10 protein-coding genes and 1 pseudogene are annotated in these 13,254 nt (G+C 57.1%); 1 reads left to right on the top strand and 10 read right to left on the bottom strand.

Annotated features, from left to right (window positions below; all coding sequences use genetic code 11):
- Nucleotides 1-404: 404 nt before the first annotated feature.
- The 5 genes and pseudogenes from ACV22Z_RS24860 to ACV22Z_RS24880 form a co-directional block, all read right to left on the bottom strand.
- Nucleotides 405-1,487 carry a type VI immunity family protein gene (locus ACV22Z_RS24860; protein WP_448078936.1) on the bottom strand — a complete coding sequence of 361 codons (1,083 nt, stop codon included), beginning with the start codon at nucleotides 1,485-1,487 and terminating at the stop codon, nucleotides 405-407.
- Between the two features lie 114 nt (nucleotides 1,488-1,601).
- Nucleotides 1,602-2,321, bottom strand: coding sequence for a VRR-NUC domain-containing protein (locus ACV22Z_RS24865; RefSeq protein ID WP_448078937.1), 720 nt, complete (start codon nucleotides 2,319-2,321; stop codon nucleotides 1,602-1,604).
- Complete coding sequence (locus tag ACV22Z_RS24870) at nucleotides 2,318-2,848, bottom strand: PAAR domain-containing protein (protein ID WP_448078938.1); 531 nt, start codon at nucleotides 2,846-2,848, stop codon at nucleotides 2,318-2,320. Before ACV22Z_RS24870 ends, ACV22Z_RS24865 begins: the two co-directional genes overlap by 4 nt.
- A 291-nt stretch (nucleotides 2,849-3,139) precedes the next feature.
- Nucleotides 3,140-3,258, bottom strand: a pseudogene (locus ACV22Z_RS24875) (IS1096 element passenger TnpR family protein); the annotation flags it as partial.
- A gap of 82 nt (nucleotides 3,259-3,340) precedes the next feature.
- The gene (locus tag ACV22Z_RS24880) at nucleotides 3,341-3,637 is read right to left on the bottom strand and encodes a hypothetical protein (RefSeq protein WP_448078939.1); all 297 of its coding nucleotides are present in this window, start codon (nucleotides 3,635-3,637) and stop codon (nucleotides 3,341-3,343) included.
- A 286-nt stretch (nucleotides 3,638-3,923) separates the two neighbouring features.
- Here ACV22Z_RS24880 and ACV22Z_RS24885 point away from each other — a divergent pair, with 286 nt between their 5' ends.
- Nucleotides 3,924-5,492, top strand: a complete 1,569-nt coding sequence (locus tag ACV22Z_RS24885) for a DNA cytosine methyltransferase (protein WP_448078940.1) — start codon at nucleotides 3,924-3,926, stop codon at nucleotides 5,490-5,492.
- On the opposite strand, the gene ACV22Z_RS24890 is transcribed toward ACV22Z_RS24885, so the two are convergent.
- The 5 genes from ACV22Z_RS24890 to ACV22Z_RS24910 form a co-directional block, all read right to left on the bottom strand.
- Complete coding sequence (locus tag ACV22Z_RS24890) at nucleotides 5,450-5,950, bottom strand: very short patch repair endonuclease (RefSeq protein ID WP_448078941.1); 501 nt, start codon at nucleotides 5,948-5,950, stop codon at nucleotides 5,450-5,452. The genes ACV22Z_RS24885 and ACV22Z_RS24890 overlap by 43 nt on opposite strands.
- A 164-nt stretch (nucleotides 5,951-6,114) precedes the next feature.
- The gene (locus ACV22Z_RS24895) at nucleotides 6,115-7,890 is read right to left on the bottom strand and encodes an AIPR family protein (RefSeq protein ID WP_448078942.1); all 1,776 of its coding nucleotides are present in this window, start codon (nucleotides 7,888-7,890) and stop codon (nucleotides 6,115-6,117) included.
- The gene (locus tag ACV22Z_RS24900; RefSeq protein WP_448078943.1) at nucleotides 7,891-8,895 is read right to left on the bottom strand and encodes a PD-(D/E)XK motif protein; all 1,005 of its coding nucleotides are present in this window, start codon (nucleotides 8,893-8,895) and stop codon (nucleotides 7,891-7,893) included.
- A complete protein-coding gene (locus ACV22Z_RS24905) occupies nucleotides 8,879-11,752 on the bottom strand; it encodes a Z1 domain-containing protein (protein ID WP_448078944.1) in 2,874 nt (957 codons plus the stop codon). Before ACV22Z_RS24905 ends, ACV22Z_RS24900 begins: the two co-directional genes overlap by 17 nt.
- Before the next feature lie 26 nt (nucleotides 11,753-11,778).
- Nucleotides 11,779-13,230, bottom strand: a complete 1,452-nt coding sequence (locus ACV22Z_RS24910; protein ID WP_448078945.1) for an ATP-binding protein — start codon at nucleotides 13,228-13,230, stop codon at nucleotides 11,779-11,781.
- Nucleotides 13,231-13,254: the final 24 nt, after the last annotated feature.

Raw genomic sequence — 13,254 nt, forward strand, 5'->3', positions numbered from 1 at the left:
GAAACCCCCGCCCGTAAAGGCGGGGGTTTTTGCATTGGCGCGGCGGAAAGGCATGCTGCTGACATGGCGGGCCCGCCGTGTTCGTTCCGCCGCCTCCTTCTCCTCCTCGACCGGCCACACTCGCCTGGCCGCGCGCAGTTGCTGCCCCGGCAGCCATGCCGGGGCCGCCTCTGCTGTCCGTCTCCCCTGGCCGACGCTACGCCACTGCGAGGCTGACCTTGACCTTACCCCGCTGTAACTTCCCTGCGTCAGCACGATCTGCTGTCCGTTTACCCCAGGCCGACGCTACGCCACTGCAAGACCACCAAGGCGCCATCGACGGTGAGTCAACCCGTACTCGAGGATGGTCGCGGCCCTCTGCCCATTTGAAACGATCATCGGCTGCTTGACGCAGGTCCGGCGACCTAAACCCGATTGGGGATAGCGTTTTCGGCCGGCAAGGGCGACGTGTCAAGCACCGCGGCTTTCGCACCCAGCAGTTCGTCGTCGCTCACTTCAAAGCGACGGAGCCACTCGGCCGTAGACGTGGCCGTGTTGTAAGTCGGTGCTCCGCCATTCACCGTTCCATGCTGCAAAGCGTCGAGCGAGTCTGCGCGGATCGCGCGCAATGCGTGATCGAGGATGATGTAGGCAGGCGGCACGACGGGAGGTTGTCCCTCATCGTTCGACGCGCCTGAGTCTGGCAGTTCGCCCGCGCGAATGACTATTCCGGTGCCGTAGTCGCCAATCGCAAACCAATCCGGAGGCAGTTCCGAGCGTAGCGCGGAGAGCCCACCGACGGTGTCGAGCATCGATTTGTCGATGGCAGTCAGCCAATCGACGGTTTTGACTTTTCCTTTGAGCTGGCGCGTTGCCAGATCACCCGGTGCCCCCACATCGAGGCCGGGCATCATGCGTGAAATCCAATACTCCGTCGGCTCGTTCTCGTTGACCGCCGTCGGCGACAGATTGACCGCGAAGCCTGCATGCCCGTGAGCCGCGTTGAGCCGCGCCGCGGCGTCGAAAAAGAGTTTCACGAACGCGCCCGGATTCTCTTGCACGTCGACCAACGGCCAGGAGAACGATAGCGTATTGAATCCTCGGTTGCCCGTCTTCTCTTGTCTCTGCCGCAACCCGACGACGGAAAACTGATAGAGGCTCGCATCCGTGGCTTCCTTGCCACCGACGTAGTCGAAGTCGAAGCGCTCTTCCGGCGACAACGAAGCAGCGAGCTCGCGCAACGGCTTCGCTTTTTTGAAAGTCTGCGCGGCCTTGCCGTTGTGCCAGACGAACGTCAGCTTGTCGGGCGCGGTCTTGAGATAGTCGTCGAGGCATTCGGCGATCGCCACGCGCACGCCCAAGTCGAAAGCGCGTTCAAAGTAGAGCGCCGCTCGCACAACGAACGCGGCACCGATGCCGCCAGTTGCATAGCGAGGCTCGAGCAAGCCGTTGGCGATGAGGGCCTGGTCTTGATTCACCTTGGCCCAATTGATGAAATTCTTGTCCATGGGTTCTGTTCAATTCGAGGCATTTGGCCCGAAGGTCGGAGGCGGAAATCCGGGCTTGGCTCGCATGCTCGTGCCGGCGCCAGAGTCGCAGACGAGGCACTATGGCAATGCAAATTATGGAACAAAGATCGGCGGCGGAGGCGGCAGCCCACCGAAGCCAGGGATCTTCGGAGGCCCCTTGCCGATCAAATTACGCAGAGAGCGGGCAAGTTCCGAGAGCTTTTCTGCCGCAACCCGCACCGGACTTTCGTTGCCGTCGTTTTCCGAACAGTCGCAGTCCTCTGGACCCATCACTTCGAGCTTCTCGCGTGAGCCGGCGATCAACCGAAAGTCTTCTTCCTGTTCAGGGTCGCGCTTCTGCGGCGGGAATTTGATTTCGACGACGCTCTTGATGTTGTCTTGCGTCGGCGGCCGGCTTGGATCTTTCACGATGACGACATCCGGTCGGCGCATCGTTCCACGTGGATATTCTTCGATCCCTCCGGGCCAATACTTCTGCAGCCATCCCGGCAGATATGGGTGCGGCTCCAGCGGCGTCGCCGAGCGCATCACAGGCGTCGGCGGGGTGGTGTCCATGTTGTAGTTGACCTCGGCCTTATACGGGCTCATCCAACCCATGTCCTTGTCGAGGTCGCGCAAATTGCGCGAGACGCACTGCTGTTTAAGCTTGGCCTCGGACTCGCTCTTGTCGGGCGAGCGGTTGCAGACACAGATTGCTTTGCAGATGACCTGCCTGTCGAGCGGGTCGAGCGTCAAAGGCTTCAAGCGAACGGGTGTGGTCGTACCTTTGGGCGTCATTCCGCCCGGGGCGCTGCTCGATCCGTAGCCACTCATGCCGGGGCCCCTTCGCCCGACGCATCAGAGCCAAAGCGCAGCGAAGCGGGCGAATCTGCTTCATGCCACTGCGTGTAGCCCTCGGCGTCCGTTGTGCCCTTCAGCGTTCGGCCATCCGCCGTTTCCAGGGAATAGGGATGGTTGGGGACCGGCTTGCCCGTTACTTCGTCGAGCACCTGAAAGCGCCCGCGATACGATTCCGCCGAGTTGGTAGCCGCCTCATGCGTCGCGGTCTTTCCGCCGGTTCCGCCAGGACCCATCGGTACGCGCGCTCGAGCAAGCGCCTGCGACGAGATCAGCGATGCGCCACACGCGGTCTTGTCGCCGTCGAATGCGGCCGCTCGGCCTTGCAGATTGAAGCCCGGATTTTTGCTGGTGACGATTGGATAGATACCGCCGCAACGTGGGCACGTGACCATATCGCCCACGCGCGCCATCGCTTTGCCATCGACGTTGGTCGTCGATGCGCAGCCGACCACGCGCCCGCCATGATCGGTGGTGTCGCCCTCGACAATGAATGCATCCATGTTGTTGTTTCCGTCTTTCGGGATTGCGTCGGGGCTACTGTAAACCAAATGTATGACGAAAACGTCAAAAACTCGTCAGTGGGCTCTCGAAACCCAGTGAGGACGTCGGAGGGTGGGGCGTGTTTAGTGCGGGATGAGAAGCGCTGGCGAATGATGAGCAGGATCGGCAGGAAGAATATCCGCGTGGTATCGGAGCGTGAGTTGATATCGGCAACGTACCGAGTAAGGCTACTTTCGGTTGTGACAGTTGCTAACGATGGCCGTCGAAAATCGGTGTGACGTCCGAGGTGGTGACCCGGGGGATGAGGTATTGCCAATGTCATCGACCTCGAACATGGCGTAGGTCATGCCGTCGATCAGGAAATCGTGCAGAGGTGGGTGTCTTCCCAGCCGAAGGCCGCCTGCAGGATATCCGAAGTCCGACTGAAGGGAGCCGCTTCGCGTTGAGCCAACGATCGAGGAGGCAAGGGCCGCGCAAGCGGCCCTCGCTCGTTACGCTGACTGTTCTGGCTCGGGATGCTGATGGTAGGGCTGCTCTCGCAGCGCAAGCTGGCTGTAGTCAGGCGTGATGGTGATTTTTCGGGTGACGTGGTTGATGTCGAGATAGACGCGGTCACCCGGTTCGAATCCGAACAGCTTGAAGTGCGCATCGATGACGCTCATCCATGGCAGGTACGGCCAGCCTCTCTTGGGGCGGTCAGGCGTACTGCGGAGGATCATCGCAAGCACGGTGTTCGGGTTCTGCTGTTTGCGCTTCTTTGGACGTGACTTATGATTGGCGTCAGCCATGGTCAACTCCTTGGTTGAGTTGGTGGTGGTCAGCGGGTCGTATGGGTGGCAGCCCATGCGGCCCGCGCTTTTTTGCAGCGCTGCGAATCGAGTCTACCGGATCCTATACCTAAAAATTGCTGGGAAACGCGGATTGGCCGAACGGCATAGTGACGGCGGGGATGGGGTTGCCAGACAATACCTCCGCACTCTCCTGATTGGCGCCAAATATCAACAAACAGGAGACTGCTCGACCCGGACCTGGTAAAGTTTCGGCACGATTCTGGACTTTCCTTCAGCAAGCAAAATGACCATTCCCGTTGTAGATCTGTTCGCAGGCCCAGGAGGTCTGGGCGAGGGTTTTTCCGCCGTACGCGACGCGGACGGGAATCGCGTGTTTGACATTCGGGTCTCGATCGAAAAGGACGCTGTAGCTCATCAGACGCTTACGCTACGGGCATTGTTTCGTGCTTTGGCACACGATCGCGTTCCGGATGCATACTACGACTATGTTCGAGGCGAAATCGATCGCGGGACCTTCTTTAACGATCGAGCTGTTGCGCCGGCGCTGGAGGCAGCTACTCAAGAAGCACACTGCCTCGAACTGGGCGTGACCCCAGAGGATGAGATCGACTCACTTATCAGAAGAGCCATTGATGGACACGATGACTGGGTACTCATAGGTGGCCCGCCGTGCCAAGCATATTCACTCGCGGGAAGATCTCGTCGTCGAAACGTTGATCCGGAGTTCGAGAGCGATCCAAAGCACTTTCTTTACAGAGAATATCTGCGGATTATTCGCGACTTTCAGCCAGCAGTTTTCGTAATGGAAAACGTGAAAGGGATGCTCACGTCCACGCATAATGGTCAGCGCATATTTGAACGTATTTATGACGATATTTCCGAGCCGGCTCCTGGAGTCCATTATGATATTCGTTCATTCGTGACTGCCTCGCGTCCGGGTGGACTGGCTCCAGAGGAATACATCATCAGAGCGGAGGATTTTGGCGTTCCTCAGATGCGGCATCGCGTGATTTTGCTCGGGGTTCGCTCCGACCGGGCGGGGCAGCCTCACGACTTGCTCGATCGTTGTCAGGATCGGGTGAGTGTGCGCGATATTCTCACTGGCCTTCCCATGTTGCGCAGCAAACTGTCGAAGGAGTCAGATTCTGCAGACGCCTGGCTTCGCGCACTGAAGGCTGCAAAGTCCACTCTTAAAGGCTGGCGATCACCCGTCCGTACGAACATCGAAAGTCTGATGGCGGATGCGGTAATTCAGGCTCAACGCCTCAACAGCGTTGGTGGCCGATTCATTCGACGGGACATGCGCGCTCCGCGTGGTCTTGCGGATAACCTTGCTTCGTGGATACATGACCCCCGCATCGGTGGTGTTTGTCAGCACGAATCACGCGGCCATATGGTTTCCGACCTGCATCGATACCTGTTTGCTTCATGTTATGCAAAGGAATATCAGTACTCTCCAAAACTGAACATGTTCCCTCCCGGACTGCTGCCAAATCATCGCAACGTGGATGAAGAGAACGTGCCGTTTGACGATCGATTCAGAGTGCAGATTTCCGGAACACCATCAACCACGATCGTGTCGCATATATCCAAAGACGGGCACTACTATATCCACCCCGATCCCTCGCAGTGTCGTAGTCTCACCGTCCGCGAGGCTGCACGCCTTCAGACGTTTCCGGACAATTACTTTTTCGAAGGAACTCGCACACAGCAGTATCACCAGGTCGGCAATGCGGTACCGCCATTTCTGGCGGAGCAACTGGGTGAATCGGTCGCAAGCTTCTTGCGGCGGCCCAAGCGAGCTGCCGGTCAGCCGCGGTTGGCACGGGATCTTTTCACCGAGCTTGGATGACGATCCGTTGGGGTAGCGGGGAGTTCTCCGAACTCCTCGTTACCGTTAAGCCATCGGATCAGTTCCGGCTCAAGACGATCTCGAAGTTCACCGGTTCTTGTCGAACATTCCCAGACAACCAGTACGCGCCATCCGAGCGATTGCAAAGCCTCTAGCTGTCGACGATCTCTCTCGCGATTTCTGGCTAGTTTCTCGCGCCAGAATTCGCTGTTGGATGCAGGTATAGTGGCAAATCTGCACCCCTCGTGAACGTGCCAGAAACAGCCATGAACCATGACCACTGCTCGATGCTTGGGTAGTACCAGATCGGGGGTGCCCGGCAGGTCTCGTCGATGAAGTCGGTAGCGGAAACCAGCGGCATGCAGCATTCGCCGAACCACCAGCTCCGGCTTGGTGTGTCTCCCCCGTATCCCCGACATCATCTGACTGCGTTTCGCCGGATCGACAACATCGGTCATGCGACTGCTCCGTGGGTATCGCACATCGAAGAGGCCTCTGCTGACTGATATGCCATTTGGGCGACTTTCCGGTACAACGGCTTCATTGCCCGTTCAGCCACCATTCGGCTTCGGACAGCGGGATTGTCTCGTCCCGCTGTCCAAGTTCTGGCATGGACTGCCGCTTAAGCCCTCTTGAGCTCCGGGATTGACTCGTCAGGTGTCGAGTAGGTTGCAGAGAAAACAGCGTCTTTGCACTCTGGTCTTTTGGCCCATTCAGAAACCATTTTGCCGCCTGCTGTACGATTCAGAACCTCATCCACCTCGCGTGCCCAGCGAGCGATCTGATCCATCAACTGTTGCGAGCCACCCTGTGCTGCCCAGACGCGATCAAGATCAATACGGTCGCCGAGTCGATCGGCTAACAAGGAGAACGTATAAGCTGCAATGTTGGCCTGAAATGCCGGAAACATTGACCGCATCATCTTCTGCGTGTCCTTGAACAGCTTCGCCTTTGCGATCATTCGTTTGTACTCTGAGACATCAGGCAAAGGTATTTCAGCACCTTCCGATGCTGACAAACTGGCCATGAATTGTTCGAAGTTCTTCTGCGAGCCGCGGCTTACGATGTCCGGTCGCTTGTCCCACGCGTTGAGGTATTTGGCCAGATCTGTTTTCGTAATACGCCGCGCTGGCGGCATTGTCTCCTTGAGGTCCCGCAGTTTCGCTGCAGTTGTCCCCTCACGGACCAGCATGGTGTTGTAGCTTCCCGCAGCGCGCTCATAGAACCAGCGACTGCGTCCGTCAGGACAATAGACGGTCAGCGACAGGCGTTCGACCTGGACATGGAACGGTTTATTTGCGGACAGGTCTGATTGCTTCACTGCGTTCTGACTGTTCGCGAACCGAGAGATGTCCGAGACAAGTGCTTCTTCTTTCACCGCATCTTGCGTTTTCATAACGATGATCTTTGCCGGGACACGTACGCGGGAAAGATCAGTGTCAGGGTACTTCCGTTTTGCAAAGTAGATCGAGGCGGTGGTCTGACCGCCGTTGACTACCTGAAGGCCTTTGAGCCAAGCGATGCCGGCAGCGCCTCCTCCCGCGTCGCCAACTCTCATTTCATCGGCAACGACCACGATCCCATTGTTATATGCCATGAACCGACTTGGTGCCGTCCTAAGCGTATTCTGAATGCCCGCATTGACGCCCTTTGCCTTGACGCTGAGGAATGAGCGCACGTTGGCTTCGAGAAGTCGCGCGCCATACTTTTCGTAAAGAATGCGCAGCGCCTCTCCGGGTACGGCGGTCAAAGCATAATCGTAGTCCTCACCGTTTCCAGGTACGAAGACGCATGGCAGCGGACCGCCGCAAACGTCGTTGAAGTCGACGATCAGTTCATCGCGCGGTTTGCCCTCAGACCAGTGACGGTGCAACCGTGCGATATCCATGACTTCTAGATGTACGGTTTTTCCACCGATTTCTCGCGGTTTGAACTGCAGAGTTCTTGCGACACGATCGGTTAGGACGTAGATACGAATCTGCTCCAGTTCGTCATAAAGACCGTGGATCAACTCAGCCAGAATACGAATCTCGTCCGATTGATCAAGCTTGCTGGCGAGCTTGCCTTCGGCGCAAAGCTGGAGGAATCTAAGACATTGCTCCACTGCCGTCTTGGTTTCCGAGTCCGGGACAAACGTCAGCTCGTCGACTCCCTCATAGAGGCTCACGAACAGGTCGAGTTGCTCCTGTTCGTCGGAGATCGAGTAGCCGCTCAGGCGCACGTTCGCCGTGCCGACCTTTCGGGAAAAATGGGTCGGTTGCGGCTCGTCAGTCATTCCGATGTCGGCCATGTGCTGCATCACGATTTCAGTGAAGGCACTCTCCGGAAATGGCTGGTCGCCCTCGATCTGAGCGCGTACTTCGGACTGCGTCTCGTGCAAGAAGTCGATAAGTTCCATTCAGATTCCTTTCATTTCTACAAGCGCGCGGTGTAAGTCAAACACGTCTGCGGTCGCTTTATCGATATCTATTTCATATGAAGCGCGTACCACGCCGTCTGGCATCAAATGTGGTGTTAGGCGCGGGAATCCTGGTCCGACGAGCAGGACTCGAGTTTCTACTACCTCGAACCTACGCACATAGCTATCGGCATGCTCGTCGCGGTAACCGGATGCAATGATCCGCTCCGACAGCAACCGCTCGGCTATCGAATCTCCTGCAATGATGTCGCGCGCCATCTCTACTGCCTCAGACAGAGTTCGACCATTTTGCGTCTGGCGAAGTCTTACTGCTGCGACGAACAGCGGTTGGCGCTCCGTATCGTCCAGTTGTTCAAGGCTTCCAACCCGTGCTCGAAACCCTGTTGACGATAGTGTGCTCTTGACCTCGATGGCGCCAGTGCCGAGCTCGAAATCACGCAGGCCACCAAGCGGGCCGCGCCATGCCTCGCAAGCCACGGTAGGGTCGATGCCCTCGTCAAACATCGCGCGCAACAATGAAAGTTCGCCAAAGAGGCCAAGTTCGGCTTCAGCGCCCAGAGGTTCACCGCCTCTGCGCATGAATTCCTGCCACGCACGTACCCGACCCAGAAGCGTCGCGAGTGACTTGGCTTCGTCGGACGCTGGACAAGCTGAAAGGGCCGTTGCGATATCACTTGCCATGGCTGCAAACAAGTCGGGGCTGGCAGCCTCACGCCGCGTCAAAGCAACCCAGGTGACACCGTCAATAAACGACGCTCGCTCGACAAGAAAACCGCCACCTTCCGGAAGCTTGACTGTCGCTGGCAGTGAGGAAGCGGAAAACTGCACGAGGATTGCCTCGGTTCCAATGGGGAAGCGGCGACCTGCTCGGACCAGTGCAGACCCAGGTGGCGATATCTCAATACTGCGCCAACCGTCGGCAGTGTCGTCAGATACCGCTAGTGAACTCCACGCGAGCGTAAGCTGATTACTCGGCAGAGCCATATTGCTCCTCCCATAGCAAATGGTCGACCTTATATTCGACCGACACCTCCTGGTCACTTGAGGGGAAGCTGGCCGCAAATCCGATGATCGGTTTGTCCCATCCGTTGATTATGTTCTTCCCTTCACGGTTGAGCGGTGATAGCGGATAAAGTAGCAGCAGCCCGCGATGGTTTGCACCATATCGATTGGCTGCTCGGAGATCACGCAGCGAGCGCCCACTCGGACGTAAGGGTTCAGGCCGGCCCTTGCTTCCGTCTCTCTTCCAAGCATCGATGGTAGCGTCGAGAGCAGCGTTCCACTCATCAATTCCGACGTCGATTCCTTCGTCGTGCGATTCAGTCAGAACGCCAATCGAATGACCTTTGGCATTCCCCTTTGGCGTGCGCGTTGGCATGGCTGTCACGGTGAAGCGTTTGGCAAATGTGTGAGACGGTCCATCTCCTTCGTTGTCCTTGCCCTCTGCAACGAGCGCCACTGTCCAGAGATCCAGCTCGCACTTCTTGTTCATCTCATCGACAAACTCTGCCATCACTGCTCCATTCGCACGCTCAATGCCAGGTGCTGTTGTATAGGCACGCAGGAATGTCTTGATCACGTCAGAAGAGACGTTTCTCCAGAGGAGGGAATTTGACCATTTGTCCGGTTTTTCTGGACGGATCTGCTCTAGTTCGGAATTGGCGGGGGATCCCATACTCGTGATAAGTCGGTCTGCTGCGTCGAGATTGCCCTGAAGTGATTCCGTGTCTGCGGGAAATGCAATAGTTTGCGTGAGAGAGCCACTATATGAGAGCCGTACTGTCTGCGCCGTTCTCATTTTCATCGGCGACGTTACCAACAGGCTGGGATGCGATGCTACCTTGAGGCCATACTTGTCTGGGGTGGCACCCACGGCCACCATTGCGTCAAACTCCTGTCGTAACTCCTCGGCGGCATCGGCGATCAGACCGAAGCTCTGAATCAGATCTTTGGTTGTGTACAGTCGGCAGAGATCGAGGTAGCCAGGTCTGTAGCCGAACCAGCGGCCCATTTGCATGAGCGTGTCATACATTTTCGTGGTGCGAACGAAGTAGCTGGTCGTGAGACCCTCCAACGTCAGACCGCGCGCCAGTTTGTCTCCTCCAATGGCAATTACCTTTAAGCCGGTGGCTTCCTTTTCGACATAGTCGAGCGCATCCTTGACAGAGCCATTAATTGTTTTGACGACAATATCTGCGGCAGTATCAGGAAGGGCGGAGGCGATTTCGTCCCACGAGGGTAGCGCCGTCGGTCGATCGCCATCCGTCAATGCTTCTTGGATTGTGTCATGGGTCGAAACGAAGTCTGATTCCCAGAGATCATGAAGCTCGGCCAGAAGTCCGTCTGCATCGACGTTGCGTGCCAAGCGCTGCGAGATTCGTTTTACAAATTCATCGATCTGCCGTCGAACCTGATTTTGCACGAGCGTGAGCCGCGTGACGTGGACCAGCATCGAACAATGCTTCGTCTTCTGTCCGCGACACGCGCGAGCTGCACATGCGAGCAAGAACGAGTAGATGGCCTCGCGGAGTGATGGTGGCAAGGCGTCTTGGCCGCCATGCATCGGTAAATGGTCTTTATTGTGCTTTCTCGGCATCCATCCGCCGCCTTCGGCATCCGCATGGTCATTGAACTCATGTACTAATGGGAGCCCACCAGCACGCACGCCATCAGGACCAGTTATGCCAAAGACGCGGGTTGGTCCCACGTAGTTCGATGGCGCCGCTAGATTGCGAATGAACGAGCGAGGAAAGAGATCCTCGCCCTCGTCGTTCGTTTTACCGCGGCGATGGATGAATACGTTGGCGAAGGGTGTGGCCGTATATCCGACGTATGCGGATTTTGCGAAGGTATCCAGTATCTGTCGGATGAGGCTATTGATCGCCTTCGGTTCATGCTCTGGATCAGGAGTGCCGTTCTCGTCAAACTCTTGCTCCCCTGTATCGATGGAGGCGTTATCAGCTTCGTCGTCGATTACGAGCAATGGAAGATTTGTCGAAATTCGTCGGCCAGTTTGTGGATCGGTCGCATTTGCCACATGGTTGCTTCGCATCCATTTGAGCAACTTCTCAAGCACCGATTTGTTCTTCTTGACAACGAATAGCCAAGGTCGCTGTTCCGGCGAGACAGAAAATTTCTTTGCTGCGGCGCCATTAAAGTCCCCCTTCTCATCTCGCGAAGTGGCGCAATTTGGGTGGATATTTGGATCCCGGTCTTCAAAGAAGACGCCGATTGGGTTGCCTGGATCTCTATTCGGAGCAGTCTCATAACCTAAGAACGCTTCCTCAAGACGCATCTGCGTTTGCGATCGCAGGTTGTTGTGCATGCCGGCGAGGACAACGATGATTTTGTAGCCAGCGTCCGCAGCCTTACAGATGAGAGCCGAGTAGCTACTGGTCTTGCCAGATTGAACATGGCCTACGACCAGTCCTCGGCGGTCCCATGGTGCATCTCGCTTGGGATCTTCAAGTTGCGCCATGACTCCGTCGGTTGAACGGTCGAGAGCCTCGACGACATTCACCGCGAGGGAGCGTTCAAGGTAACGTTGCAGGCGCTGCCAGTAGCGCCAGTCCTTCTTCATTGATGGCTGGAACCAATCCTCGTGGCCGGTCGGGTCGGTCAACGCGGAGTCGTTGGGTACCCAGTGGCTAAACCGGCGGATGAGTTCGGCGACAGCAGCTTCTTCGTCATAGTCGCCGGGCGCAACCTTCATCATCGTGGACGCTATTCGCACGTTGTCGGCAATTGCGCTGGGCGATCGCGTTGTTTCTTCTGGCGCGTCACGCAGCAGGATCTGAGCGATCGAGATTATCTTTGTCTGAATAGATTCGGAAGTGCTCATTTTTTCCCCGTTGTCGGCACGTTCTGTCAGGTTTGAAGTTGCAAGGTGGTGACTAGAGCTGCGTATTCCTGAAATGGTTCGGTTGTAGCCAGAGTCGCTCTGGCGAGCTCCTCACTCATGTTCTTTCGGATGACCATGTCTCTGAATAAAACGGATAAGACCCTCTGCACCTCCCTGCTTGGTTCACCGGAAAAGCCGCCGCGAGGGGTGTCCTTCGCCTCGGCCGTATCGAGCCAGATGCGCTGAACAGGTACCGTCTCTTCAATTACACGAAGCATTGCCCGGACGAGTTCCAAATTCCCGTTGCAGGCGTCGAGTACGGCTGCGACCGCCGGGTGCTTCTCGTCGATGCGATATTTCACGCCGGCCTTTGTGTGCTCGGCTCTCCAGGCAAGACCGACCGGTGCCACACCAGTCCGGGTTTGTGGTGCCGCCCGGAAGGCAAAAACTCGTCGCGCTCTTTCCCGCGTATCCTCTGCAAGCTTGGTCAGCCATGGTCGCAACGACACCGGCGGCCGTGCTGTTGATTTGCGGATATCAATCTTCCAAGCTGCGTCAGCAGTATTGGGTATGTCCATCCGTATGCGCGCCAGACGATAGGCTTCTTCTCGATTCCAGGCCCGACCTTGCCCCAGTCCGAGCCACCCCCCAGCAGCAAGAAGGCGTTCGTTTCTGTACACGTAGAATCCTTGCTGAGCGCTCCAGCCTGCAGGACCGCCATCGCGTTCGAATTCGTCGGACCCGAGCCGATCCTTGTGAGGTAGCACATGGCATTGCACGGTAATCACGCCCGCGTCCGTCTGCATTTTTGCGACTGGCGATTCCCATGGTTTTGCAGGATGCCCGGACATGAACGGATCCCAACCGATGACGGGGCGTGAGTTGATCGTCAATCGTAGCTTCGGGCGCACTCCCTCGATGAGGCGGTGGAAGACCATGGCCAAGTGCTGCTCGACTTCGTCAAGCAGATCAAGAAAGTGATCCGGTGAAAATGCCTTGGTTACGATCCGGTCCATCGTCTCCCAGAGGACCAGGCAACCATGAGAGCGGTCGAGCATTTTCGCAATGAAAGTCTCGGATCCAGGAGCAGGCCCCTCGAGCAGGGCCCATCCGATTTCGGGTTTCAGCGTGAGTTCATCGAGGTCCCACCTAAGACAAGTGTGAGTGCCATTTTTTGCACTTGCGATGGTCAGCCTTCGGCACTGAGAGAAGGAAGCTGTCTTGAGCCCCATACCAAACCGCCCGAGGTCGTCAGGATCTCGTGAGTCAAGCGGACTTTTGTCCCCAAGTGTCATGGCACTCTCAAGTTCGGAGTCATCCATTCCGCGACCGTCGTCGAGTATGGCCACGCGACTGGCTGCACCATCCCATACGAACTCAATGTCCACGCAGGTGGCTCCTGCTGCAACACTGTTGTCCACGATGTCTGCAATTGCAGCGCCGGTGGAATAACCCATGCCCCGCAAGGCTTCAAGCATCGCGCCTGCTCGCGGGGGCGCCTG

The organism is Burkholderia sp. PU8-34 (genome assembly GCF_053427725.1).

Coding starts and splice junctions, on each gene's coding strand:
- ACV22Z_RS24860 (WP_448078936.1), bottom strand. CDS start 1,487: ATGGACAAGAATTTCATCAATTGGGCCAAGGTGAATCAAGACCAGGCC.
- ACV22Z_RS24865 (WP_448078937.1), bottom strand. CDS start 2,321: ATGAGTGGCTACGGATCGAGCAGCGCCCCGGGCGGAATGACGCCCAAA.
- ACV22Z_RS24870 (WP_448078938.1), bottom strand. CDS start 2,848: ATGGATGCATTCATTGTCGAGGGCGACACCACCGATCATGGCGGGCGC.
- ACV22Z_RS24880 (WP_448078939.1), bottom strand. CDS start 3,637: ATGGCTGACGCCAATCATAAGTCACGTCCAAAGAAGCGCAAACAGCAG.
- ACV22Z_RS24885 (WP_448078940.1), top strand. CDS start 3,924: ATGACCATTCCCGTTGTAGATCTGTTCGCAGGCCCAGGAGGTCTGGGC.
- ACV22Z_RS24890 (WP_448078941.1), bottom strand. CDS start 5,950: ATGACCGATGTTGTCGATCCGGCGAAACGCAGTCAGATGATGTCGGGG.
- ACV22Z_RS24895 (WP_448078942.1), bottom strand. CDS start 7,890: ATGGAACTTATCGACTTCTTGCACGAGACGCAGTCCGAAGTACGCGCT.
- ACV22Z_RS24900 (WP_448078943.1), bottom strand. CDS start 8,895: ATGGCTCTGCCGAGTAATCAGCTTACGCTCGCGTGGAGTTCACTAGCG.
- ACV22Z_RS24905 (WP_448078944.1), bottom strand. CDS start 11,752: ATGAGCACTTCCGAATCTATTCAGACAAAGATAATCTCGATCGCTCAG.
- ACV22Z_RS24910 (WP_448078945.1), bottom strand. CDS start 13,230: ATGCTTGAAGCCTTGCGGGGCATGGGTTATTCCACCGGCGCTGCAATT.